23 protein-coding genes are annotated in these 24,537 nt (G+C 57.2%); 19 read left to right on the plus strand and 4 right to left on the minus strand.

The genetic code is table 11. The features are described from left to right. From K9L28_00465 to tpiA, 19 genes are all read left to right on the plus strand, one after another. Positions 1-496, plus strand: a 496-nt coding sequence (locus tag K9L28_00465; protein MCF7934805.1) for a UDP-N-acetylmuramoyl-L-alanine--D-glutamate ligase, incomplete at its 5' end; no start/stop codon positions are given. Positions 497-512: 16 nt separating this feature from the next. After that, on the plus strand, positions 513-1,631 hold the full coding sequence (locus tag K9L28_00470; GenBank protein ID MCF7934806.1) for a putative lipid II flippase FtsW: 1,119 nt from the start codon (positions 513-515) through the stop codon (positions 1,629-1,631). 3 nt (positions 1,632-1,634) lie between these two features. Beyond that, positions 1,635-2,732, plus strand: coding sequence for a UDP-N-acetylglucosamine--N-acetylmuramyl-(pentapeptide) pyrophosphoryl-undecaprenol N-acetylglucosamine transferase (locus K9L28_00475; protein ID MCF7934807.1), 1,098 nt, complete (start codon positions 1,635-1,637; stop codon positions 2,730-2,732). Further along, positions 2,713-4,152: a UDP-N-acetylmuramate--L-alanine ligase gene (gene murC / locus K9L28_00480; protein ID MCF7934808.1), complete on the plus strand. Its 1,440-nt coding sequence runs from the start codon at positions 2,713-2,715 to the stop codon at positions 4,150-4,152. The genes K9L28_00475 and murC overlap by 20 nt, the downstream gene beginning before the upstream one ends. Beyond that, a complete protein-coding gene (gene murB, locus K9L28_00485) occupies positions 4,130-5,047 on the plus strand; it encodes a UDP-N-acetylmuramate dehydrogenase (protein MCF7934809.1) in 918 nt (305 codons plus the stop codon). The genes murC and murB overlap by 23 nt, the downstream gene beginning before the upstream one ends. After that, positions 5,031-5,810, plus strand: coding sequence for a hypothetical protein (locus K9L28_00490; GenBank protein ID MCF7934810.1), 780 nt, complete (start codon positions 5,031-5,033; stop codon positions 5,808-5,810). Before murB ends, K9L28_00490 begins: the two co-directional genes overlap by 17 nt. An 82-nt stretch (positions 5,811-5,892) precedes the next feature. Further along, complete coding sequence (gene ftsA, locus K9L28_00495) at positions 5,893-7,215, plus strand: cell division protein FtsA (protein ID MCF7934811.1); 1,323 nt, start codon at positions 5,893-5,895, stop codon at positions 7,213-7,215. Positions 7,216-7,249: 34 nt separating this feature from the next. Further along, a complete protein-coding gene (gene ftsZ / locus K9L28_00500) occupies positions 7,250-8,395 on the plus strand; it encodes a cell division protein FtsZ (protein ID MCF7934812.1) in 1,146 nt (381 codons plus the stop codon). Between the two features lie 133 nt (positions 8,396-8,528). Continuing rightward, positions 8,529-9,179, plus strand: a complete 651-nt coding sequence (locus tag K9L28_00505; GenBank protein MCF7934813.1) for an SPOR domain-containing protein — start codon at positions 8,529-8,531, stop codon at positions 9,177-9,179. Positions 9,180-9,305: 126 nt separating this feature from the next. Further along, positions 9,306-10,547, plus strand: coding sequence for a molybdopterin molybdotransferase MoeA (locus K9L28_00510; protein ID MCF7934814.1), 1,242 nt, complete (start codon positions 9,306-9,308; stop codon positions 10,545-10,547). Next, positions 10,541-12,460, plus strand: a complete 1,920-nt coding sequence (locus K9L28_00515; protein ID MCF7934815.1) for a molybdopterin biosynthesis protein MoeA — start codon at positions 10,541-10,543, stop codon at positions 12,458-12,460. Before K9L28_00510 ends, K9L28_00515 begins: the two co-directional genes overlap by 7 nt. Then, complete coding sequence (gene moaA, locus K9L28_00520; GenBank protein ID MCF7934816.1) at positions 12,448-13,428, plus strand: GTP 3',8-cyclase MoaA; 981 nt, start codon at positions 12,448-12,450, stop codon at positions 13,426-13,428. Before K9L28_00515 ends, moaA begins: the two co-directional genes overlap by 13 nt. Positions 13,429-13,430: 2 nt before the next feature. Next, positions 13,431-13,928, plus strand: a complete 498-nt coding sequence (gene moaC / locus K9L28_00525) for a cyclic pyranopterin monophosphate synthase MoaC (protein ID MCF7934817.1) — start codon at positions 13,431-13,433, stop codon at positions 13,926-13,928. Between the two features lie 2 nt (positions 13,929-13,930). Continuing rightward, complete coding sequence (locus K9L28_00530; protein MCF7934818.1) at positions 13,931-14,758, plus strand: MogA/MoaB family molybdenum cofactor biosynthesis protein; 828 nt, start codon at positions 13,931-13,933, stop codon at positions 14,756-14,758. A 62-nt stretch (positions 14,759-14,820) separates the two neighbouring features. Further along, positions 14,821-15,933 (plus strand): uridine diphosphate-N-acetylglucosamine-binding protein YvcK, encoded by a 1,113-nt coding sequence (gene yvcK, locus K9L28_00535; GenBank protein MCF7934819.1) that lies wholly within the window; start codon positions 14,821-14,823, stop codon positions 15,931-15,933. A gap of 6 nt (positions 15,934-15,939) precedes the next feature. Then, entirely contained in the window at positions 15,940-16,896 is a 957-nt protein-coding gene (gene whiA, locus K9L28_00540) for a DNA-binding protein WhiA (protein MCF7934820.1), read from the plus strand. Positions 16,897-16,937: 41 nt separating this feature from the next. Further along, positions 16,938-17,960 carry a type I glyceraldehyde-3-phosphate dehydrogenase gene (gap, locus tag K9L28_00545; protein ID MCF7934821.1) on the plus strand — a complete coding sequence of 341 codons (1,023 nt, stop codon included), beginning with the start codon at positions 16,938-16,940 and terminating at the stop codon, positions 17,958-17,960. A 6-nt stretch (positions 17,961-17,966) separates the two neighbouring features. Next, positions 17,967-19,163, plus strand: coding sequence for a phosphoglycerate kinase (locus K9L28_00550; GenBank protein ID MCF7934822.1), 1,197 nt, complete (start codon positions 17,967-17,969; stop codon positions 19,161-19,163). A gap of 227 nt (positions 19,164-19,390) precedes the next feature. Further along, on the plus strand, positions 19,391-20,191 hold the full coding sequence (gene tpiA, locus K9L28_00555; GenBank protein MCF7934823.1) for a triose-phosphate isomerase: 801 nt from the start codon (positions 19,391-19,393) through the stop codon (positions 20,189-20,191). Between the two features lie 437 nt (positions 20,192-20,628). Here tpiA and rsfS read toward each other — a convergent pair whose 3' ends face one another. From rsfS to obgE, 4 genes are all read right to left on the minus strand, one after another. Beyond that, positions 20,629-21,060 (minus strand): ribosome silencing factor, encoded by a 432-nt coding sequence (gene rsfS, locus K9L28_00560; GenBank protein ID MCF7934824.1) that lies wholly within the window; start codon positions 21,058-21,060, stop codon positions 20,629-20,631. Between the two features lie 50 nt (positions 21,061-21,110). Further along, complete coding sequence (locus K9L28_00565; protein ID MCF7934825.1) at positions 21,111-22,379, minus strand: LCP family protein; 1,269 nt, start codon at positions 22,377-22,379, stop codon at positions 21,111-21,113. Between the two features lie 39 nt (positions 22,380-22,418). Continuing rightward, the gene (gene nadD, locus K9L28_00570; GenBank protein MCF7934826.1) at positions 22,419-23,033 is read right to left on the minus strand and encodes a nicotinate-nucleotide adenylyltransferase; all 615 of its coding nucleotides are present in this window, start codon (positions 23,031-23,033) and stop codon (positions 22,419-22,421) included. 102 nt (positions 23,034-23,135) lie between these two features. Beyond that, complete coding sequence (gene obgE / locus K9L28_00575; GenBank protein MCF7934827.1) at positions 23,136-24,464, minus strand: GTPase ObgE; 1,329 nt, start codon at positions 24,462-24,464, stop codon at positions 23,136-23,138. Positions 24,465-24,537 lie beyond the last annotated feature (73 nt).

The raw sequence follows: 24,537 nt of genomic DNA on the forward strand, positions 1-24,537 counted from the left end.
TCCTCGAGATGTGGGGCCCCTGCTCCAGGGTTTTCAGGGGCTTGCGCACAGATGTCAACCCTTCTGTGAGGTCAACGGCTGTACCTTTATCGACGACTCCAAGGGTACAAATGTGGCCGCTACAAAGACGGCGATCAGATCATTTGAGGAGGGTCTGATCGTGCTCCTCGGAGGCAAGGGAAAGGGTGAGGACTACACCGAGTTGGCCGAAACCGTTGCGGAGCGGGTGCGGTTCGCTGTCCTGCTGGGGGAAGAGCGGTACCGGATTGCCCGGAGTCTCGATGCCTTGGGTTACAGGTCCTACGTGAGCGTAGCGAGCATGGAAGAGGCCGTCGAGGCCGCTCTGTGCAGATCGGGACCGGGCGACGTGGTTCTCCTTTCTCCGGCTTGTACCAGTTGGGATATGTACCACAATTTTGGAGAACGGGGCGACCACTTCCAGGCGCTCGTATGCGAACGGGTTCGTTCCGGGCGAACCAGCGGCGGCTTTGCATAGCTCATACAGCACAACAATGAATAAGGGTTGGGGTCGGGCTGAAAACAAGGTCACTGTACAATCCATAATCTGGGTGATACCACTGCTCCTGTGCGGGCTCAGCGTCCTGATGGTTGCGTCCGCGACGAGCGGTAGTTCCTTGACAATCTCCGGCGAGGCGCTGGTTTGGGGATACAAGCAGGCCTGCTGGGTCGTTGCAGGCTTTGTGATGATGCTCGTTGTCTATGTTATGCCGGTGAACTTCTGGAGGCGAGGCAGCGGGTTGATGTGGGGGGGCGCGCTGATCCTTGTGGGGCTTACCCTTATTCCCGGTCTGGGTGTGCATGCTGGGGGTGCATCCCGCTGGCTTGCCCTTGGGCCCGTAACCCTGCAGACCTCCGAGGTTCTTTCCTTTGCGGTGGTCCTCCATGCGGCCAGAAAGGCGAATGAAGAAGACGTGTCGACGCTTCGTCTCTTTCTTCGCTGTATGGCGATAGCCCTTTCCTCCTCGTTTCTTTTGCTGATGCAGCCGGATTTCGGGGGAGCCGTGATTGTGTTCGTCCTGACCGTGGGGGTCTTCGCCGCCCGGCGCGGGTGGTTCTATCCTCTTTTGGGATCATTCGTTGTCCTGGTGACGGCGGTACCGCCGCTGGTGATGATGAAGAGCTACCGATTGCGCCGGATACTTGCCTGTTATGATCCATGGTCGGATCCGCTGGATGCGGGGTTTCAGGCCATCCAGGGCCTCATAGCCTTTGCCAGTGGAGGTCTCTGGGGGCAGGGGGTCGGCAAGGGGCTTCAAAAGATGGCCTATCTCCCCGCGGCGCACACGGACTTTATCTTTGCGACGCTCGGGGAGGAGGTCGGTTTGGTTGGGACACTGGGGGTGCTGGCGGCGTTCACGGTCTGGGTCATTGCCATATGGAGGGAAGAACGTCGGCTCCGGGATCCTTTCCTTGCTACGCTGTTGTGGGGAGCGACACTTTCGGTGGTGCTGCCGGTGATAGTCAACATAGGGGGAGAACTGAAATTGCTTCCATTAACCGGTGTGGTTCTACCGTTTTTGAGCTATGGAGGCAGTGCAATGGTGATGGCGTGGATGAAGGTTGGAATCATCGTAAGACTGACAAGGTATGCGACGCTGGAGTCGCGATAAGCGGTGTCCACACTGTTGCTTGTCGCAGGTGGAACGGGAGGGCATCTCTGGCCTGCGATCGCATTCAAAAGATGGATTGACGCTAATACCGAGTGGACGACATGCCTTGTGACCGGTTCGAGGCCTCTGGAGTATGCGATTCTTGCCGAGGCCGGCATAGATCCGGTGCGACTCGACATTGAAGGGTCGCCGCTGGGGGTTTCGGGCATCCGGTCTCTCCGTCGGTGGAAGGCGGTCCTGCAGAGCCTTGTTCAGGCGAGACGCATTCTGCGATCCCTTCGCCCGCACCGGGTGCTCCTGTTCGGCGGCTATCTCTCCGTGCCGTTTTTGATCCACCTCTGTTTTGCGGGATCCAGGACGGTTCTGCACGAGCAGAATGCCAGGGCCGGAAAGGCAACACGATTGGCGCGACGACTCGGCATGTCGATTGCATCAGGATGGCCCCGATGTGAACCCTTGCCTGTTGGGACGTACCGGTACGTTGGGGTGCCGGTCCGCCGGCCGGAGAGATTGCGCAAGCAAATCGCTTGGCATACACTGGTTCCCGAGGCACCCTGTCCCGATGGGCCCATTGTTGTTGTCATGGGAGGGTCATTGGGTAGCGCATCGCTTGAAGAGCGTTTGTCGCGGCTCAGCAGGCGAAGATCTCTGCGGGGCTGGCGATTCCTCCTTGTGGGTGCCAAGGGGCGGCGGGAAGCACCGTCTGAGCAGATATACCATCTGCCGCTGCAGTGGGATATCAATCCTCTCTTGAGTGTGGCGGACATTGCTGTTGTCAGAGGGGGCGCATCAACGCTTTCCGAAATGGCGGCATGGAATATGCCTGCAGTGGTGGTGCCATGGCTCGCTGCGACCGACAGTCATCAGGACGCAAACGCCCGGGCTTTTTTGGCGTGTGGAAAGGGAGCACTCTGGTACGAAAGCATGTCTGATGATGAGCTCGAAGAGCGGCTTCTTTTCCTGTACCGGGAGCATGCCGGATTGGAACAGCTGTGTGACGAGGGGCGCGCTGATTTTTTTGAAGAGAGCGTAAATCTAGCATTGTGTAATTATTTATTGGGTAGTGAAAGCATGAAAGGGGATGGCCCGCTTGGTCGATAATTCCATATTTGAGAATACGCACCGTGTTCACCTGATGGGTATCGGAGGAGCTGGCATGAGCGGCCTAGCGGTCCTTCTCGATGAAATAGGGTGTGAGGTGTCGGGATGTGATGTGCTCAGCACTCCCTACCAGGAGAAGGTGAGGCAACGGGGAATCCCGGTGGCGATTGGTCACGATGTCGGTCATTTGGAACAATTTTCCCCGGAGTTGCTCGTATACAGCAGTGCCATTGCCGCTTCGAATGAGGAGCTTCGGGCGGCCCGGGACCGCCGTATACCCATAGCCAGCCGGGCGGAGGTCCTGAGCTGGCTCTTCAATAACAGAAAGGGTATCGGTATCGCCGGAACACACGGGAAGACCACCACATCTTCCATGATAGCGCTGATTCTGGAGATGGCCGACTACGAGCCCACGGCTGCTATCGGTGGCGAGCTGTGCGATATCGGAGGCAATGCGAAGCTTGGTTCCGGTGAACATATGGTGGCTGAACTGGACGAAAGTGATGGTTCCTTCACGTTGTTCGAGTCCTCCATCGCGGTGGTGACCAATATCGACTGGGACCATGTCGACCAGTATCCCGACATGGCGAGTATGCACAGGGCCTTTTCCGAATTTCTGGGCAAAGCAAAACGTGACTGCTCCTACGTGATGTGCGCCGAGGATCTCGGTGCGGCGGATATGATGACGAGACTGCCTTCCCACCAGCTGGTCACCTATGGGTGGGGCAGGGGATGGCATTGGGGCGCCACGGATCTCCAGCATGTCCCCGGCGGCGGGATTGTCTTCTCGGTCTTTCAGAGGGGGAAACCGATGGGGACCCTGCGTCTGGGTATATCCGGGGAGCACAACGCGCTCAATGCTCTGGCGGCCTGTGCGGTGGCACAGATGGTGGGTGTTCCCTTTGAGACCTGCCGGAAGGCCCTGCGCCTTTTCCGTGGAGCGAAGCGGCGCCTCCAGCTGGTCGGCTCTGTCGGGGGTGTCACTATCTATGACGACTATGGACACCACCCACGGGAAATCCGCGCCACCATCGACGCTGTCAGGAACATATTTCCCGATCGGAGGCTGCTCACGATCTTTCAGCCTCATCGGTATACGAGGACCGTCGCAATGTACCGTGATTTCGCCAAGGTGCTGTCACTCTCACACAAAACGTATCTGCTTCCCATTTTTGCAGCGGACGAGAAGGCGCGAGAGGGTGTCACGTCGGGTATGATTGTGGACGAGATGACCAACAGGGGTGAGCATAGCCAACTCCTCCGGGACAAGGACGATGCCGTCCAGGCGATCCGCCGTGCCCTGCTCCCGGGTGACCTTGTTTTGACGCTTGGAGCGGGAGATATCAACATGGTTGGTGAACGCCTCTTTGACGTCCTCCGTCGGGAGGAAGTGTCCAATGCCCTGGTTGTCAGCGCTTGAGGAAGAACTGACATGCCAGTGCAGGCGGCATGTTCCCCTGCATCACCATACGACCTGGGGGACAGGAGGACCGGTGGAGGCCTTTGTCTCCCCCGCGTTGATAGAGGATATCGTTGCGCTGTACCGTCTTCGCAATCGGTATGGGTTCCCCATATGGGCCCTGGGGGGCGGAAGTAATGTGCTTGTGCCGGACAGGGGGCTGCCCGGCGTGCTCCTGCACACGGCGAATCTGCAGCAACAGTGGGTGGAAGAGAGAGGCGCGTGCGTAACACTTATCGCAGAAAGCGGTGTGCCCCTTCATCGACTCCTGGCTCGATGCAGCGCCGAAGGATGGACCGGGTTGGAATTCATGGCGGGAATCCCGGGCTCACTGGGAGGCGCGGTCTTTTGCAATTCCGGAACGAAGATGCAGAGCATCTGCCAACGACTACGATGGGTAGACGTGATTGAGAGCGACGAAGCAGTCCGTCGCTATTCCAACGAAGAGTTTGCCTGGAGCTACCGACACTGCTCCCTCAGGGGGTTTGTCTACAGGGTTGCCCTCGAGCTTGAACCGTCTGTCCCGGCTACGGTGCGCAGGAGGATCCGGGAGTGCCTGAAGGATCGGTCCCGGCAACCCCAGGGCAGGAAAACGGCAGGCTGTGTGTTTAAAAATCCTGATGGAATGAGTGCGGGAAGGTTGCTCGAGGAGTGTGGATGCAAGGGATTGCGGATCGGCGGAGCCAGGGTCTCGCCGTCACACTGCAATTTTATCGAAAATATAGAGAATGCCGCCTCGAAGGATATCCTGGAACTCATCGGCATATGCCAACGGCGGCTTCGTGCGGAGAAGCATATTGATGTAGGCCTGGAGGTTCAACTGCTCGGGGAATGTGGTGATGGGTGTCCGGCGTAGCGGCGTTCTTCTGCTTGGTGCCATCTTGTTGGGATGTCTGTATCATCTGGAGGAACACGCACAGTTCCTGCGTCTCCGTACTATCGAAATGCAGCCTTCCGAGCGGTTCCCGGCAACCGCAATCTGGGAAGGCCTCCCGCCGGAGGTTGAACGGTTCGGACTTCTGTTCGGTTTTGTTTCGCACTCTCTCGCAGAGAAGCTCTCGGCACGGTTCCCGATCCGATGCACCTTTTCCGGGAGATGGTCTCTGCATCCGGTGTGTACCATGGAGCCGCACAGACCCATCATTGCGATACAATATAAGGAGAAGAGCTGGTATCTTGGAACGGAAGGGCACCTCTGGGCGATGGAACATCCATGGAATGCGCTGATAGATACGGAGGATGCCGACAGCATTCCCGTCTTGCATTGGGAAATAGAGAGACAGCTACCGATTGAGACGATCTCTCGCGATCAGGTGTACATGTCCCGTTTTGCCGCAAAGAGGGTGAACAGGTACATGCAAACCCTGCAAGAGCTGCACTGGCTCCAGTCGATGCAATCCTGGACGTTAAGCAGGAAGACAGGCGAAGCAGTGGTGCGGATCACGCTGCCCCTTGAAGGAAATCGCGTTACTGTTATCCTCAAGGATGTGCCTCAAAGCTGGGAGCAGACCGCGAGGGCTATCGATTCAATCGTTCGTCGGATAGAGGCAGAGGAAGGGAAATTTCTCCTTGATGCCACCTACAAAGACCGCATTGTTCTCCGCCAACTGTATGAGTGAGTGCAGCGGTTCCGCAGTTTACGCGCTAAGGGGTGGCTACGATGCAGAACATGCCTGGCAGAGGGAAAGGAGCGAATGAATAGTGGTTACTGAACCTGAGCTCCTTGTTGGTCTGGATATTGGAGCAAGTAAGGTTGTAGTCGTTGTTGCCGAGCGTGACGAACAGAGCGGAGAGGCACTGATTATTGGTGTTGGCCAGGCCCGTTCCATGGGGATACGGAAGGGTCTGATCGTCAATCTCGAGCAAGCTGTTCGTTCCGTGGAACAAGCTCTTGATGATGCCAGGCAGATGGTCGGCTTGCCCCTCGATGAAGCCACGGTTGCCTTCGGCGGGAGTGGGGTGAAGAGCGTCACCTCCCGGGGTATGGTGTCCCTGGGGCGCGTGCCGCGCCAGATTACCGTCGAGGACATCGAGCGCGTTATCGAGGCGGCCCAAACCGAAGTGAATGTGGCTTCCAATCTCTGTGTCCTGCACACCATTCCGGTTGAATACTCTATTGACGGTAACAGCGGTATAGACGATCCATTGGGAATGACGGGCGTTCGGTTGGAGATAGAGCTGCAATCGCTCATCCTGTCCACAGCGGTGGTACAGAATGTCATCACCTGTATCGAACGGGCGGGCATTCAGGTCCGTGGTTTGATTATCAAACCTCTGGCCAGTGCCCTTGGGGTCCTGACCTCCGAGGATGTCTCGGTCGGCGCAGTCATCATTGACGTTGGCGGCGGTGCGACCAGTGTGGCGGTCTATGCCGACGGAAAGCCAAAACGTCTTTCCGTGATCCCGGTGGGCGGGGATCACATTACCAATGATCTTGCAGCTGTGCTTCGCATTCCCATCGGTAAAGCCGAAGCACTCAAAAAAGAGGTTTCTCTTGATGAAGCAGAGGAGAGTCTCTCGGATATCCTTGAGTTCGAAACACGGGGAAAGCAGTGCACCTGCACGGTTCGTGAGGTTGTTGATGTCATTACCTGCAGACTTGAAGAGCTCTTCGGGACCCTTGTGAGCAAAGAACTGCAGACGGCAAAGATCCCCTTGTTGCCCGGAGGCGTTATCTTAACCGGTGGTGTCGCCCGAATGAGCGGAATCGAGCACCTGGTCTCCGAGCTTTTGGATATGCCTGCCAGGGTTGCTCCTCCTCTCGATATCCAGCGGATGCCTCCGCAGCGGAATGGGGTGGAATACAGCGCCGCTGCCGGTATCATCCGGTATATTGTCGAAAAAGAGCGCAATCCATTCAAATATATCGAACCACCCCGTGAAGATCTGGGCCGGAGCGAGTACGTCGATGTATCGAGAACGACGAGAAAGAAACGTAAGAGTGTGAGGTCCTCTTCGGCGACGAAGGTCTCTGTGGGGAGTCTTGTGGATTCACTAAAAAAAACCCTAAAGGAGCTTTTTTAGCGAGGCAAACGGCTCGCACTGGAGGAGTTCGGCGATGAACAGACAAGGGGACGTTTTTGAGATTGACCGCATGCACCGGCAGTACCGGGAACGGATAAAGGTTGTCGGTGTGGGTGGTGGCGGCAACAATGCACTGAACCATATCATCAGGAGTGGGATTACAGGTGTGGAGTTTATCGCTGCCAATACCGATATCGCTCACCTTGAACGCTCGGAGGCGGATACCAAGGTAGCCCTTGGTACGGAACTGACTCGAGGTCTGGGGGCCGGTGCGGACCCACAGATCGGATTCAATGCTGCAAAGGAGTCCAGTGAGGACCTGAAGCAGGCGCTGCAGGGATCGGATATGGTATTTCTCACGGCAGGCATGGGTGGGGGAACAGGCACTGGTGCGACCCCTGTCCTGGCGGAGACGGCAAAAGAATCGGGGGCGCTGGTGGTCGCTGTCGTGACGAGGCCCTTTTCCTTTGAAGGCAAGAAACGGGCGAACCAGGCCAACGAAGGCATACAGAATCTCACCGATAAGGTCGACGCCCTTATCGTGATTCCCAATGACCGATTGCTCCAGATCGCCGATAAGAACACGCCGCTCTACGATGCCTTCAAGCTTGCCGACGAGGTGTTGCGTCAGGCCGTACAGGGCGTGACGGATCTTATCCTTCGTCCGGGGCTGGTCAACGTGGACTTTGCCGATGTGCGGACCGTCATGAGCAATGCGGGATCCGCCATTATGGGCATTGGGGAAGGTCATGGAGAAGGTCGGGCGGCGACTGCCGCAAAGACATCGATCAACAGTCCGCTTATGGAGTGCCCCATGAACGGGGCGAAGGGTGTGCTCTTTAACGTTACCGGCGGCCCGGATATGGGCATTATGGAAATCCAGGAAGCGGCGCAGATCATTACCGAGGCCGCTGACGAGGACGCCACGATCATCTGGGGACATACCCTCGATACCTCAATGGACGATTCGATCAAGATAACGGTGATCGCAACCGGTTTTTCGCTGGTGCAGACAGAGTCGAGAAGTCCGAGCCGCGGTAGGCAAAGAGGCAGGATGGAGCTTGAGGAATCCGAGGTCCACACCACTGAAGACGACCTCTTTCATATCCCCAATAATCCGGAGAGCCCATTGGATATCCCTTCCGTTGTCCGGAGACGGAACAAGGAAAACGACAAGTAGTTAGTATGGATGCCGATGTCGCGCTTTGCTTTTTGGGAACGGCCATGACCACTCGGGCAGCAGTATCCCTCAGGCATTTCGGAGTGTGAGTGGGGGTGACTAGATGAACAGCCGAAGAAGTAGACGGTATAAGATGAAGCGGCCGATGTTCGCCTTTGGACAGCTTATGCTGCCGATTGTCGGCATCGTTGCAATAGGCCTGCTTATTGTGGGTGTGAAGCTCTTTTTCCTACCCACTTCGAGTGATGGCGGGCCGGATCATAGCCCCGGAACACAACAGCAAACGACGGCCGGCAGCGGGCAGGATGTAACGGCCACGCCGGCTGTGACGATGGAAGAGGAATCACAAGGTCCATCGCAGAGCGGCGGGGACGACGCGGGCGCCCCGGCGAACGGACAGACCGAGCACGACACCGACGGCGGAGACGACATCGTTGCGGTGCCTGTGGGCGATGAACCGGATGCTGGAGCCGGCGGCGGCACGGGAGGTTCCACCGGCGACCAGGGAGCGGCGGATGCCACCCAGGAAGACCAGGGATCGACACCGCAAAACGGCACCTGGGGTGTCCAGATCGGGGCCTTCAAGACCAACGAACAGGCGAAGAATGTCGCTCGGGAGGCGCGTAGCGAAGGCTTCAGCACACGCATCATGAGCGCTGTGGTTAACGGAACACAGTACTATCGAGTCAGGGTCGTTGCCGGTGATTCGAGAGAAGAATCCAGGCAGATCGAAACAAGACTGCAGGAGTTGGGATATCCGACACTGATTGTCCGGTTGCAGTGAGCGTGGGCAAACGAAGCATTCCCCCGAAAGCTTCAACAGTGCGGCAGCTGTGCGCTTGCAGCAGATCGGCAGCATCAGGGCAAGGTGTGGTTCAATAGAGTGCGCGACAGTCTTGAAGGGAGATCCATGAACAAGAGCAAAGCACGTACGTTACTTCCCCGCAATGAGGTGCCTGCGGCCCTTTCCGCGGCACTGGGCTTTCCTTGGGAGTTCCCCTATTCCACGACCCCAGTTGAACAGGCGATCGGACGCATCATCGCTACGGATGTCGCCGCATCTTCGGAGATTCCTCCCTTTACGAGGAGTCTCCGTGACGGCTATGCCGTCCGCAGCCGTGATGTGAGTGGTGCGTCTGCCGCCCTCCCTGCATTCCTGCATTATAACGGCAGCGTGCCTATGGGCGGACTGCCCGAGCAAAAGGGTTCCGCCTTTTGTGCACAGGAAATCCATACGGGAGGTGTCCTCCCCGATGGGTACGATGCCGTGGTCATGCTTGAGGATACGGAGAGGACCGATGAGCTGATCGAAATCCGCAAGAGTATCCAGGCTGGGGAGAATGTGATCCAGAAGGGCGAAGAGATCGACAAGGGCGACATCGTTGTCCCCAGAGGGTCGAGGATCTCCTTTACGAACAGTGGCCTACTGTCGAGCCTGGGTGTGACCAAGGTCCCCTGTTTGCGTCCGCGGATCGGCATTATCAGCACCGGGGACGAGATCGTTCCGGCCGAGACGGACCCCCTCCCGCCGGGGACCTTCCGGGATGTCAACGCCTGGATGTTGATGGCGCTGTTCACGGAGTTGGGCTGTTCCGTGTCCCGTTATGGTATCGCCCCCGATGACCCGCAGCGGATCGAAGCGCTTTTCGCAAAGGCCTATGAGGAAAGCGATGTTGTTTTGGTGAGCGGGGGCTCCTCTGTCAGTGTCCGGGACTATACGGAGGATCTTTTTGCTCATCTCGGTCATCCCGGACTGGTGGTTCAGGGGGTCAACATGAGCCCCGGCAAACCCACCCTCCTTGGTGGGAACAAAGGGGAGCGAAGGCTGGTGGCGGGTCTTCCCGGACACCCCCTCTCCTGTGTTGCCGTAAGCCTTTTTGTGGTTGTCCCTGTTCTCTTCTCGAGCCTGGGGTGGAGCGGGGCACGGGACTATTGGAAGGTGAAACGGGGTGCGCTGGCCCGTGACCTCGCGGGGCAAACCGGAGTGGAGGAGTTTGTCCCCTGTTCCTATGGGCCCTCAGGTGATGTCGTCCCGGAGCCATCGAAATCGGGGTATATCGGCGTGCTCCAGCGATGTGGCGGTTTTATCCGTCTTGCTGAAAACGAGGAAACGAAACGGCAAGGTGAGATGGTGGAGGTTTTCGAATGGTAGTACAAAAGAATGTGTCGCTTGCAGAATGCTGGAGGATCCTTCGCGAGAAACTGGCGGGCTCTGTGGAACGGCCCGTCAAATTTCTGCAGCCTGATCAGGCGTTGGGCGGCCACCTTGCCGGGAGCCTCTACTCCAGGCGGAATGTGCCTCATTTCAACGCGTCGGCCGTAGATGGATATGCGCTCCGGGCTCAGGATTCCCGCAAGGCTTCTGCAGCGACACCCGTAACGTTTGAACAGGGGCAGTTCCAGTGGGTTAACACCGGGAATCATGTCCCCGCGCCCTGGGACGCCGTGGTGATGGTTGAGGACACCTCTCTGGACAGAGAGACGGGCACGCTCCAGGTCTCTCGTGCTGTACAGCTGGGGCAGAATGTGCGGGCTGTAGGCGAGGATGTCATGAAAGGACAGCTTGTGGGGTGTGCCGGCGACCCGGTCTCTCCCGCCCTGGCCTCGCTCTGCGTAGCGGCGGGACTGGAACAGCTTCCCGCATATGCTCCGCCGTCTGTCCACTTTATCCCCACAGGTGATGAAATCCTCTCCCAGGAGGAGTGGTTTCGGGGCACAGGGAAGGCCGGGCAGGTTGTGGAATCCAACTCCACGCTGCTCCACGGTTTCCTGCGGCAGTGGGGATTCCCCTTTTTTAAGAGAGCGTTGGTGCCCGACGAGCCCGAAGCGTTGCGGAATGCCATACGTCAGGCGTTGCCGCATTGTGATGTGCTGCTTTTGTCGGGGGGGACAGCAAAGGGGGATCGCGACCACTCCTATGAGGTCCTCTGCGAACTGGGTGAGGTGCTGTTCCGGGGGCTTTTGATGCGTCCGGGCCGACCGGCAATGGTAGGAATCGCAGAAGGCAAACCGGTTGTTTCCCTCCCGGGCTTTCCCATGTCCACGGCTGTGGTTGCCTGGTCGGTGCTCTATCCGATCCTCTCTTTCCTTCGAGACGGCACCTTTCCCGAAAGTGGCGATCGAATGCTGGAACAGGCAGTGGGCACGGTAGACAAGCAGGAATGCCGCCTTCTCATGCCTCATGCCTCGGTACAGGGCCAGCAGGAGTGGCTTCGGGTCAAGGGGGTTGATATCGAAGGCAGGAGATATGTCTGGCCTCTCCCCTCCGGTTCGAGTGTCCTCTGGTCTCTGGCAGAGGCTGATGGGCTTGTATTGCTGCCATCCGAATTGCTGGATGCACCAAAGGACTGGAGGGTTACCGTTTGGTTCCGGCGGACCGTCGAGTGGGACCAGCGGATACTGCTCCAGGGATCGAACGATCCCGGCCTGGAACGCAGTATCCCCTATGCACGGAAGCACGGCAGCCAGCTGCTCATCAGGAATACAGGCAGCCTTGGAGGGCTTACGGCGCTTCGGAGAGGCGAAGCGCACCTGTCTGCCAGCCATCTCCTTGACCCGGAAACCGGGATCTACAACGAATCCTACATCAGACGTCTTGCCGATTCGAAGTGGCATCGACGGATTGTCTACTACCGGCAACAGGGCCTGATTGTGAAACCTTCTATGGCGGGGAGCGTACAGGGGATAGGCACCCTCGCCGAAGAGCAGCTGCGTTTTGTCAACCGGCAGCCCGGGGCGGGGACCCGTGTCTTGCTGGACACCATGCTGGAGGAAGAGGGTATCCCGCCTGCCGGCATTCCGGGGTATGAGAACCAGAGTTTGACCCATCTTGATGCAGCTGCCAAGGTAGCGGCGGGGACTGCCGATGTGACGCTGGGTATCAAGGCAGCCGCCGATGCCTTTGGATTGGCGTTCATCCCGATCCGTGAAGAGCCCTATGAACTGGTGATCCCCGATCGCTATATCCAGACGGTTCCGATTCAGGCCCTCCTGGAGACCATAGAACAGGAACAGGATTGGAGGAAGGAGATCGAAGAGATGGGAGGCTACCGATGGCCGAGCTGATAGATACCCATGGTAGACAGCTGAACTACATGCGGGTCTCCGTTACGGATCGTTGTAACTTCCGTTGCCGGTACTGTATGCCGGAAGAGGGCATTCCATGGATCGCCCACGATGAGATTCTCAGCTACGAGGAGCTGCTTTCTCTCTTCTCTATTTTTTGGGAAATGGGAATCAGAAAGATCCGGCTCACCGGCGGAGAGCCCCTTGTCAGGAAGGGCCTTTTCTCCTTTATCAAGACCCTCCATGATTGTCTGCCCCGGATGAAGGTGGTGCTGACAACCAACGGTTCCCTGATTGAGCCACATATCCGGGAGATCCGCCAGTCCAGCTTGGCGGGGATCAACGTCAGCATGGACACGCTGGACCCCGAAAGGTTCCACCATATGACACGCATCGGCCGACTGGAGAATGTGAGGCGTGGCATCGACGCTCTGGCACACCATGCCGATATCCCCCTCAAGCTCAACACAGTCCTGATCCGGGGGTTCAACGATGGTGAGGTTGAGGATCTGATTGACTTCGCTTCGGAACACCGTGCCGTTCTGCGTCTGATCGAGTTCATGCCTCTTGACGAATCCGTATGGAATCGAGAACGGTTTATTTCCAGTGATGAAATCTTTACTCGTCTTCCTCAACAGGATCAGTGGAAACGGCTTCCCGGAAAGGACAAGACGGCGGGACCGGCGGTGTATTACCAAAACAGCCGAACTGGCCAGAGGCTCGGGATCATCGCGGCGGTGTCCCACCACTTCTGTGCCACCTGTAATCGACTCCGCCTGACGGCCACCGGGGAGCTCAGAACCTGTCTCTTTAGCGAAACCGGCGCTCCATTGCGGGAGCTGCTGCGAAAGGGAGACCATCAGGCAGTCAGACGCCGTATCGAAAGCGCAGTCAAGGAGAAACCGATTGATTGGCGGGAATCCGCCGGAGAGCGGAACAACAGCCATATGTCACGAATTGGGGGATAGACATTTTGTCGTTAACTCATATTGATACGGAAGGTAGCCCTCAAATGGTCGATGTGGGCGGGAAATCGACCACAGACCGGACCGCGGAGGCGGAAGGGTATGTCTCGCTCACCGAAGCCATCATGCAGGCCTTGCTGGACAGGACCGCGGAAAAAGGCGATGTGCTGACGATTGCAGAGACGGCCGGAATCATGGGGGCAAAGAGGACGCCCGAGCTCGTTCCGCTCTGTCATAACATCAATTTGAACTCGGTGCAGCTTCACTGCACGCTTGATCGGGACAGACGAGTTGTTCATATCTCCTGTACCGTTGCCGCCAGAGAGGTCACGGGGGTTGAAATGGAAGCGTTGACCGGCGTATCCGTGGCTGCCTTGACGATATACGATATGTGCAAAGGCATCGACAAAGGGATGACAATTGGTCCGATACGACTGGTTCGTAAATCGGGGGGTAAGAGCGGTTCCTACCTGATGGAGGAGAGACCGGAAGGAGCTGTGTAGCCATGGCACGCATACTTCGTTTGCTTCACTACCCTGATATATGTGATGCCTTCGTCATGTTTGTTCACAGTAATGAAGATGGGTCCCCAATGGTGAATGGCATCCCCAAGACGATATGGGCCGTTCCCCCGGGCCGCGACATACAGGCGGTGGGGGATGCGGAACAGGACGCTCTTCTCGTCACTGTCGAGGATTTCGAGCAATTACAACCGGGACGGTTTCTCGCGACCGAAGATGATGGGTGCGTTCTTTCCGTGGGCTCACCTGTGAACGGGGCGGTCCCTCTTGAAGTAGTGCAACAGGCCTTCCTCACGCTATCACAGAGGGTTTCCGCTGTCGCTCCATTGCGGACTGGGATCCTTACCGTCAGTGACAGGGGAAGCAGAGGTGAACGGCAGGACACCTCGGGGCCGGCGCTTGCGCAGCGAGCGAGAACAATAGGCTGTTCTGTGGAAGCCCAGAGGATTGTCCCCGATGAGAAAAACGCGATCACCGATGCACTGCGGGGGTGGACCGAGAAGGATGCCCTCCATTTGATACTGATAACGGGGGGTACCGGCCTTTCCGACAGGGACATTACCCCTGATGTTCTCTCCCAGATGGGGGAGAGGGTTATTCCCGGAATAGGTGAATACATGCGCTGGAAAGGGACGTTTTCAACAATGCATTCCATCCTCTCCCGCGGTGTCGCCGTCACCGTGGGGCCAACGCTTGTGGTTTCCCTTCCGGGCAGCAAACGAGGAGCCCTGGAGTGTTTCGATGCCGTAGCTCCTGCGTTGCGCCACGGGATCGAGACAATAGGGGGCTGGACAGAGGACTGCGGACATTGAGGGAAGCATCGGCAGGCATCACAGGTACATAAGGGGTCTTCATATAAAGGGGATTACGAGATATGCCTTCTTGGGAGGATTTTGTCCTCGGTGTGATCACCGGAGGAACCCTTCTGTCGTTGGCGACGCTGCTCGGACACCGTATCAGGGAAAGGCGGACGCCGACCCGAGGGGAAACCATCCACAATGCCGTGAGTATACGCCTTGCGATGGGGCCGAAGATCGTGGCCTTCGGAGGGGGGACCGGTCTCTCAACCCTTCTTAAGGGATTGAAGGGGTTTACCAAAAACATCTCCGCTGTGGTGACCGTCACCGACGAAGGAGGCAGTTCGGGAAGGCTGCGGAAGGAATGGGGTGTTCTCCCTCCAGGTGATGTGCGGAACTGTATCGTCGCCCTTGCCGAGGATGACAGCGCACTCAATCGGCTGCTGAATTTCCGTTTTGATAAAGGGGATCTGTCAGGGCACAGCCTCGGGAATCTCCTTCTGCTGGCGGCGACGGAGCTGACAGGTGATTTCCGTCTGGCTGTAGAGGAGATGAATTCGCTCCTTGCGATACGGGGGCAGGTCCTCCCGCTGACGACGGAATCCGTGGTCCTCCACGGGAGAACCACGGAAGGACGGCTGGTTCGTGGGGAGCTGGAGGTTTCCCGGCACGGGAGGGAGCTCCAGGATATATGGCTTGAGCCGAGGGGCGCAGCCCCGGTAAAGGATGTCCTTGATGCCGTCAAGGACGCCGAGATGCTCGTGTTGGGGCCGGGAAGTCTGTTCACGAGTGTCCTTCCGAACCTGTTGATCTCCGAAGTAGCCGCTATGCTGCATATCACCAGGGTGCCGATTGTCTATGTGGCCAACCTCATGACCCAACCGGGAGAGACGGAAGGATTTTCGCTCATTGACCACCTGGACTGGGTGGAACACGTTTTGGGGCAGCCTCCCACGCACATGGTGCTCAATGAAACCGCTGTTCCGCCGGAGATACGGGATCATTACGAAGAAGCCGGTGCTACGCCGCTTCGGATCGACGAAAGAGAACGGGACTATCTGACCAGCGAACGACATGTCCAGGTCATATCCGGCGACTTTCTGCAGATGGCCGATGAGCTTGTTGTTCGCCATCATGGATACAGATTGGCGGAAACGCTGATCCGCATCGCCCGTGAAGCGCAGGAGTAGGTAGGCATGGAAAGATTGGTCGACACCCTCTGGGAGGAGTGGCTTTCGGGGCCGACACCCGGCGGCAGTGCCTGTGTGAACGAGGAGATCCGGGGAATCCTGTGGGGGTTCGCCGCGCCACGGATGGAGGAGGAGACATTCCTGTTGTCCGGAGGGCGGTTGCGCATTTTTCGGCGTCTTCGCAAACTATGGCCGAATTCCCAGTTTGCCGGGCAGTACGAGCTTGGTTCGCTGCTGGTGATTCCCCAGAAACGGCGGGGGAAGGTGGGGCTCCGCGTCCCGGGAGAGCTGTTTTCGCAGCTCCGTGCTCCGCCACAGAGGAGCGCTTCCGGCAGCTGGGCCTGGATACGGGGTGTATGGGGAACCACAGGAGCGTTCTATATTCCCAAATCGGGGTACTATCTCCTCTTCCGTGTCGAAAAGCAGAAGAACGAGGAACAGATACTGGCGAGAGTGCTGCAGAGGCTCGGTGTGACCGTGGGGTTCCGAAGACGGGGGACCGTCACCGAATACCTCTTGCGTAACAAGAAAACCATTGTTATGTTTTTGGAGAGTATGCATCTTCCATACACAGCACAGGCCTTACAGGAAAAGGGGAGAATGCGTGCACTCCGTGACCATGCCAACAAACAGGTGAACTGCGACGCTGCGAATATCAGGAAGTCACTGGAGACCGCGTACAGACAGATCGCTCTGATCAATGCGCTGGAAGAGCGGGTGGGGCTTGGAGAACTTGCGCCGAAATTGCGGGAGCTGGTGGAACTCAGGAGACAGTACCCGAGCATTTCCCTCAAGGAGCTGGGGCAGCAGTTGTCACAACCTGTCAGTAAGAGCACCGTGGAATACCGATGGAACAAGATACGTCAATATGCAGAGCTCATGTTGGGGGACACCTTTGAAGATCCTGCGCCGGAGGCCGGCGCAGAGGGTGCCCCAAAAACGAATCAGTATCGCAAGGAGTAACGCTAATCGCGAGTTGCGTATTTTGAAAGGGGGAAGGAAACATGGAAAAGACAAGGGTCGCCATTAATGGATTTGGGAGAATAGGACGTCTGACGCTGCGTTCGTTTTTCGAGGAAGGTTCGCCGGAAGGGAGAAATTTCGAGGTTGTCGCCATCAACGACTTGACCTCACCGGACAATCTGACCTACCTGTTCAAATACGACTCCGTGCATCGCCGTTTTGGCGGAAGCGTAGAGAGTAGCGGCGACGAGATGGTCATCAACGGGAAGCGCGTCAAGGTGCTGGCCGAACCCGATCCCTCCAAGCTTCCGTGGAAGGAGATGGGGGTTGACATCGTTGTGGAGTCCACAGGCCGTTTTGTGGAGGCCGACAAAGCGAAGGCACATCTCGATGCCGGCGCGAAGAAGGTCCTTATTTCGGCTCCGGCCAAACAGGAGGATCTGACCGTCGTGCTCGGCGTCAACGAGGAGCACTACGATCCGAGTCAGCACAGGATTGTCTCCAATGCTTCCTGCACAACGAACTGCCTCGCCCCGTTAGTCAAGGTTCTGCACGACAGCTTCGGGGTGGAGAAGGGAGTCATGACGACAGCCCACTCCTACACCAATGACCAGAAGATTCTGGATTTCCCCCATTCCAAATACACCCGTGGCAGAGCGGCGGCCCTTTCCATTATCCCCACTACAACAGGGGCGGCCAAGGCGATCGGGAAGGTCATGCCGGAGATGCAGGGGAAGATGACCGGAATGGCGATGCGGGTACCGACGCCGGATGTCTCCATTGTCGACCTTTCCGTCGAGGTGAGCCGTGATACCGACAGAGACGCCGTCAACGCCGCGATGAAAGCAGCGGCCGAAGGACCCTTGCGGGGTATCCTCGCCTATGAAGAGGAGGATCTTGTGTCGGCTGATTTTGTGGGGGACAGCCATTCGGCCATCTTTATCCCCCAGCACACCATGGTGATCGGCAATCTCGTCAAGGTCCTCGGCTGGTATGACAACGAATGGGGGTACAGCTGCCGGATCAATGATTTTGTCGATTACATGGTTTCAAAGGGGGTTTGACCGATGATGTTCCTCCGCACAATGCCCGCAGAGGACATAAAGGGAAAACCAATACTGGTGCGGGTTGATTTCAATGTTCCCCTTGACGATAAAGGACAGGTTGCGGATGATACCCGGATTCGGGCGCATCGTCAGACAATCGGCGAGCTGCTGGAAAAGGGAGCAAAGGTCGCCCTGGTGTCCCATCTTGGACGGCCAAAGGGGAAGCGGCGTCAGGACCTGTCCCTGGAGCCGGTAGCGGACTATCTTCGTGAGAAGATGGGGTGGAAGGTGACGTTTTGCCCTGCCACATCGGGAACGGAGGTAGAGACTGCGCTCAAGGAACTGGAACCTGGGACGCTGCTTCTGCTTGAGAACGTGCGTTTTTCCCCTGGAGAAGAAGCCAACGATCCTTCCTTTGCGCGGGAACTCGCGGCTCCCTTTGACCTGTGCGTGATGGACGCCTTCAGTGCCGCGCACAGAGCGCATGCATCCACAGAGGGTGTTACCAGGTACCTCCCCGCTTATGCAGGCCGGCTGATGGAGCGTGAGATATCCTACCTGGGGAAGGTGCGCGACAACCCCGCCTCTCCCTATACGCTCATCCTCGGTGGCGCCAAGGTATCCGACAAGATCGGCGTTATCGAGAACATGCTCGGCAAGGTGGATTCCATCCTTGTGGGGGGCGGTATGATGTTTACCTTCTTCAAGGCCCAGGGGTACGGGATAGGCCAATCCCTCTGCGAGGAGGACTACGTGGAGCTCGCCAGGGACCTTCTGGACCGGGCAGCGCAGCAGAATGTGCGGCTCCACCTGCCGTCGGATGTTGTCTGCACCCGCGAGATCAAGGAAACGAGCAACGTTACTACCGTTCGCCCGGATGCTATTCCTGATGACATGATGGGTGTCGATATCGGTCCGGAGACAAGTCGGGCGTTTTCGGAGGTGATCGCTGCTTCCAAAACGGTGCTGTGGAACGGGCCAATGGGCGTGTTTGAGCTTCCTCCTTTTGCGGAGGGAACGAGATCGGTGGCCGCGTCACTGGCCGGAGCGACAGAACAAGGTGCGATGACTGTGGTTGGAGGAGGAGACAGCGCAGCGGCGGTGGCACAGTTCGGATATGCCGCCGAGGTCTCTCATGTTTCCACAGGCGGAGGGGCGAGCCTGGAGTTCTTTGAAGGCAGGATGCTCCCCGGTGTGGCTCCCCTCCTCAAAGAAGAGTAGTTCAGGCTGTGCCCGGTACAGCTGTATGGATGTCGGCGAGCCGGGCCGAAGAACCGAAGACAGTGAATAGGAAGCAACAATGTAGGGGCGCTTTTTAGCGCCCTTGCATCTATTTGGAAGTGGCGTCGGGCCGCAGAAGCGTCCGAGAAGAGCAACCAGACCTCCGGCGCGCGACAGCTGAAAGCAATACAATGAAAAAATGAAAATAAAAAAGAGGAGGGCTTTTTGTGGAACCAAGAAGGATGCATATCTCCGGGAACTGGAAGATGAACCTCGGGCCTCGGCAGTCAAAGGGGTATCTGGATGAACTGAAAGGGCAATTTGCGGCACTATCCTTCGATCAAGAATCCTTTGAGAGCCGAGGGGTAGATGTCTCGCTGTTCCCTCCATTCACCTCTTTGCACGTCTTTTCCGAGAGCGCTCGGGATATGCCTGTTGTCTATGGAGCACAGAATGCCTACTGCGAAGCAAGTGGGGCGTATACCGGGGAGATTTCCGCTGATATGGTCAAAGAGCTCGGTGCGCGACAGGTTCTCGTTGGCCATAGCGAGCGGAGGCATATCTTTGCCGAATCGACGGATCTTATTGCCCGGAAGGTCTCCCGTGTGCTGAGCGCGGATCTCCAGGTCATGCTCTGCGTCGGCGAGACCCTTGAAGAGCGGCAGAAGGGCGACACCTTTGATGTCCTGGAGAAGCAGGTGCTTACCGCTATAGCCCACCAGACACCAGAAGAGGTGGCCTCATGGATACAGATCGCCTACGAGCCTGTCTGGGCTATTGGAACCGGGCGGAATGCATCGCCTGAGGACGCACAGGAGGCGTGTCAGTTTATCCGCCGGCTGATTGCAGAGCGTTTTGGGCACAGGGTCGCCCCCAAAACCCGCATCCTCTATGGCGGCAGCGTCAAACCCGGGAATGCCCAGGCGATCCTGGAACGCCCCGATGTGGACGGCGCACTGATCGGGGGGGCCTCCCTGAAAGCCGACACCTTTGCCGAGGTGATCCGTATAGCCATGGAGATCGCCTAGATCTTTGGATCCTTTGTTTGCTATGCGTATTGGTGTGTGTCCTGACCCGGTATTCCCGGGCATATCGTTACTAATTTCACATATCACATAATATAAATCAAGAATCGAAAATCGGTTGGCATGGCATTCTGTCGGTGCCCCGTACCTAACATAAGATATATTATAGGACACAAAAAGAAGCGCTCCGCTCTCCTCGTTCTGCTTCTTTGGTGTGTGCTTGCGCTTACCTGCTGCTGTGTTCCGAAGGTGGACACAGGGAGCTCCTTTGAGGCCGCCCTATACTGCATAGCAAGCCAACAAAAAACGGACATCCCTCTGCCTGAAGGGATGTCCGTTTCCGGACATGCATGCATGATCGCTCGGTTCTTATGGGAACAGCATGGTACGGTAGCCGTTCTGGTACACAGTAATCAAAACCGGCAAACCAGACAGGAAATCTACTCGTTGCGGGAAAAACCTGCCTGACGAAGCTGCTCAAACTGCTGGTTCTGCCGCGCCTGTGCCGGCTGTTCGGGCATATTTTGGGAATAGAGAGATGTCGGTACATCTCCCCAGATGCGTTCCAGACTGTAGAATGAACGGCCTTCACGGCTGAAGATGTGCACCACCACCGAGATGCCGTCGACAAGGCGCCACCGGTCGCTTTCTCGCCCTTCCAGATGGCACTCTATCCCCGCCTGTTCCAGCGACTCCTCTGCCGTTTCCTGAAGGGTCTTCATGTGGGTCTTCGAATTTGCTGTTACGATAATGAAGAAATCAGCTATAGCTGTCGATTCGCGTAGATCAAGTATTGCAATATCCTCGGCATGCTTTTGGTCTAACCGGTAAAGCGTTTCTTCGAAACCGTAAAATTTTTCATTTTCTCTCAAAATTCCACCTCCACTGCTCTTTTTTGCAGATTTTTATTAAAAAATATCCCTTAGTCGTTGTCGATATGTATTCCCCCGAGACGGGACAGAATGCGTTCGTAGTCGTGGCCCACGATGAGCTGAACATACGCCGCCTGATCCCCTGAACGCACCAGGCCTTTTTCTATCCCGCACAGGTTGCCAAGGGAGTTGGCTGTGCCTTTGATGGCCTGCTGCTCCTCTGGCGGAAAATAGATATTACTGAAGTGATAATCGTAGTGCTTGGCATTCCCTATGTGGGCGACATCGATGCCGAGCTTCTGCAGTGCTGTCGCTGTTTTTCTTCCCAATCCCTTGGTCCCGTCTCCATTCAGCACAGCTATGGGTGAACGGATCTCCTGCAGCAGCCGTTCGGCTTGCTCCTCAGGTATGGTAGGTTCATCCGTTCTGGATGCGTAGGATTCTTCTGCCTCGGGGTCCTCGTCGCCTGGTATGTCGCTATCTCCACTGGCGGTCAGAAACTTCGAGGCAGCGTTGAGATCCCCCAGCCAGTAGCTGACACCGGAGATGTACGCGGGGTTGCCCGGAAGCGTGGCGAAGTTGATCTCGTTCAGGGAGAGGTCTTTGAGATAACTGGCGAGCTGCACCGCCTGTGTTACCGTAAGATCCGTGTCAAGCATATCGATGGTTTTTTTGGCGATGGTGGGAAGCTTCGGAAGCATGCCGGGGCGTTTGAGTTTTGCCAGCAACGCCATCACGAGTTTCTGCTGCCGCTCTACCCTGCCGATATCCCCCATGGCGTCGTTGCGAAACCGCACATACTCCAGGGCGGTTTCCCCATCCAGATGCTGTTTTCCTTCCGGGATATCGATGTACAAATCCCCTGCTCTATCTACATAGTGCAAGCGTTTTTTAACGGTAATGTCGACACCGCCCACCATATCGACAAGCTCGGGGAAGGTCGTATAGTTCAAAACGATGTACCGCTCAATGGGGATTCCGAGGTAGTTGACCACCGTTTCTTCGAGAAGCTCTACCCCACCGTAGGCGTAGGCATGGTTGATCTTCTGCCATCCGTGTTCGGGGACACGGACCCTTGTATCCCGCGGCAGAGAGAGCAGCTTGACCATCTTCCGGTCGATGTCGATCTTCGCCACGGCGATCGTGTCGGCCCGATGGCTTCCTTCGGTTTCATCCACACCCACCAGCAGCACGTGGAGCGTGTCTATTGTTGTGGATTCACCATTGCCGGCAAAGCTTGTTTTAATGTCCTCCGCTTCGGGTGTCACCACACCGTGGAGACGATAGGCGACCCCAACCGTTGCCGAAAGCAGGGCCAGCAGGAGCGCCAGAAGAAGTTTCGATTTGTGCACGAGTTTTCACCGCCCACTGCGAAAATAGAGGCCTTTTTTGTAGATATAATGTTCCACCGACCAAGGCACAAGATACCGGATACTTCGCCCCGACTCAACCCGTCGTCGTATCTCCGTGCTTGAAATAGCGAGGAGGGGGATTTCCAGAGGGAATATAGATTGCCGGATACGCTCCGGGAGCTTGTCGAGCTCGGCTCTATTGTATCCCGGTCGTCCCGCGGCGACCAACGTACAGAGTTCCGTCAAGGCATAGGGCTCTTTCCAGGTCTGGATATCCAGGACGGCGTCCATCCCGGTGATAAAGAAAAAGGTGACGCTGTCGGGCGGGAACCAGTGACGCATTTCCCTGAGCGTGGTGACAGTGTGGCTTGCGGCCTCGCGGTCGATTTCGACGCGGGAGAGCACGAAATGCGGGTTGTCCAATGTCGCCAGAAGCGTCATGGTGTGGCGATCCTCTGCAGGGGAGATATCCATCTCCCGCTTGTGCGGAGGCAACCCCGTAGGGACAAAGATGACCTCCGAAAGCCGGAGCGAAAAGTAGGCCTCTTCAGCTACCACGAGATGTCCGTAATGGATAGGGTCAAAGGTACCACCCATGATGCCGATCCGCTGACGCCGCATTGTATGCTTGCTTGAAGGCACGGTACTCCCCCTGTTCCGGCGTTCGCTATTTCCCGTTGGATATGCCTATCGGGTGTCTCCCGTGCTTCCTGGGAACATTACCTACCCCTTTGCATCTGGGGTATAGCTTCCTTCCGGTTGGAATGCAAAGGAAACGTCTCCGATCATGATCGTCTCGCCAGGCACAGCGCCGTTTTCCCGCAGTTTTTCTTCGACCTTATGTTTTTTTAGCAGCTTATTGAAGCGGAAAACCGCTTCATCCTGTTCAAAATCGTAGCGCTGCACTATTCGCTCCAGGTAATGATGGCGTACGCGGTATCCCTCCGGGCAGGGCTCAATGGAGACCGCCTCTGCCTCATGGGCATGGTGCCGGAGGGTCCCGGCCCCGGCTTTGGTTGCGTCAGGGCGATGTCCTGGAGACGCCGGTGTCTGTGTGTACTGGGCCGCCAGGCTGACGAGGGCTTCCGAGAGATCGGCCAGGCCGTATCCTGTCCAGGCGCTTACGGTGAGTGCCGGCTGCTCGAGTCCGTCAAAGGCGTCCAGGACCTTCTGTACGTGTGTGGCGCTTGGGGCCGCATCGAATTTGTTGGCCACGACAACACTCGGTCTGTTGCCCAGAGCGGAATCGTAGGTGTGGCACTCCTGCTGTACGGTGCGCCACTGCTCCACCACCTCTTCCGGGGTGGGGAGACTGATGTCGACAACATACAGGAGGATCTTTGTGCGGCTGATATGCCTGAGAAAACGGAGCCCCAGTCCGACATCGTCGTGCGCCTTTTCCACAAGTCCGGGGAGATCGGCAACGGTGACCCTTCGTTCCTCCGTTTCCAGGACCCCCAGATTTGGCGTCAGCGTGGTAAAGGGATAGGAACCGATCTTTGGGTGTGCATTGGATATGGCAGCGAGTAGGCTGGATTTTCCTACATTCGGTACGCCGAGAAGGCCGATGTCTGCGATGAGGTGCAATTCCAGCTGCAGCCCCCGTTCCTGGCCTGGTTCCCCCTTCTCTGAGAAGCGTGGCGTTTTGCGGATCGAGTTGGCGAAATGTGCATTCCCCCGCCCTCCCCGACCTCCCAGGGCGACACAGACTTGCTCGTGATGTTCTACAATGTCGGCGAGCAAGGAACCCGATTCCTTATCGTAGACAGATGTGCCGCAGGGGACCTCAATCACCGCATCCTCGCCCTGTTTCCCGTGCTGTTTCTTGCCCCTTCCGTTCCCCCCATGTTCAGCCGAAAAGAGTGTGGCATGGGAAAAATCGGCCAGGGTCAGCAATCCGCGGTTTCCCTGCAGTATGACGCTGCCGCCGTGGCCACCGTTTCCGCCGTCCGGTCCACCTTTAGGCACGTACTTTTCCCGGCGGAAACTGAGGCAGCCGTTCCCTCCTCGTCCTGCTTTGACTTTAATGGTTGCTTGATCCAGAAATCGCATCGATGGTTCTCCTCACGGCAAAAGCGGGGCCACACCTACCTGTGGCCCCGTCGTCTCGGCAACAAACAATGCC

Source organism: Synergistales bacterium (assembly GCA_021736445.1).
Taxonomy (GTDB): domain Bacteria; phylum Synergistota; class Synergistia; order Synergistales; family Aminiphilaceae; genus JAIPGA01.

What these genes read in the sequence shown, in the direction of transcription:
- ftsZ (MCF7934812.1), top strand. Translation starts at nt 7,250, where the DNA reads ATGAACAGACAAGGGGACGTTTTTGAGATTGACCGCATGCACCGGCAG.
- K9L28_00510 (MCF7934814.1), top strand. Translation starts at nt 9,306, where the DNA reads ATGAACAAGAGCAAAGCACGTACGTTACTTCCCCGCAATGAGGTGCCT.
- moaA (MCF7934816.1), top strand. Translation starts at nt 12,448, where the DNA reads ATGGCCGAGCTGATAGATACCCATGGTAGACAGCTGAACTACATGCGG.
- yvcK (MCF7934819.1), top strand. Translation starts at nt 14,821, where the DNA reads ATGCCTTCTTGGGAGGATTTTGTCCTCGGTGTGATCACCGGAGGAACC.
- K9L28_00515 (MCF7934815.1), top strand. Translation starts at nt 10,541, where the DNA reads ATGGTAGTACAAAAGAATGTGTCGCTTGCAGAATGCTGGAGGATCCTT.
- K9L28_00490 (MCF7934810.1), top strand. Translation starts at nt 5,031, where the DNA reads ATGGGTGTCCGGCGTAGCGGCGTTCTTCTGCTTGGTGCCATCTTGTTG.
- obgE (MCF7934827.1), bottom strand. Translation starts at nt 24,464, where the DNA reads ATGCGATTTCTGGATCAAGCAACCATTAAAGTCAAAGCAGGACGAGGA.
- nadD (MCF7934826.1), bottom strand. Translation starts at nt 23,033, where the DNA reads ATGCGGCGTCAGCGGATCGGCATCATGGGTGGTACCTTTGACCCTATC.
- murC (MCF7934808.1), top strand. Translation starts at nt 2,713, where the DNA reads ATGGCCCGCTTGGTCGATAATTCCATATTTGAGAATACGCACCGTGTT.
- murB (MCF7934809.1), top strand. Translation starts at nt 4,130, where the DNA reads ATGCCCTGGTTGTCAGCGCTTGAGGAAGAACTGACATGCCAGTGCAGG.
- gap (MCF7934821.1), top strand. Translation starts at nt 16,938, where the DNA reads ATGGAAAAGACAAGGGTCGCCATTAATGGATTTGGGAGAATAGGACGT.
- K9L28_00470 (MCF7934806.1), top strand. Translation starts at nt 513, where the DNA reads ATGAATAAGGGTTGGGGTCGGGCTGAAAACAAGGTCACTGTACAATCC.
- K9L28_00530 (MCF7934818.1), top strand. Translation starts at nt 13,931, where the DNA reads ATGGCACGCATACTTCGTTTGCTTCACTACCCTGATATATGTGATGCC.
- K9L28_00505 (MCF7934813.1), top strand. Translation starts at nt 8,529, where the DNA reads ATGAAGCGGCCGATGTTCGCCTTTGGACAGCTTATGCTGCCGATTGTC.
- K9L28_00550 (MCF7934822.1), top strand. Translation starts at nt 17,967, where the DNA reads ATGTTCCTCCGCACAATGCCCGCAGAGGACATAAAGGGAAAACCAATA.
- whiA (MCF7934820.1), top strand. Translation starts at nt 15,940, where the DNA reads ATGGAAAGATTGGTCGACACCCTCTGGGAGGAGTGGCTTTCGGGGCCG.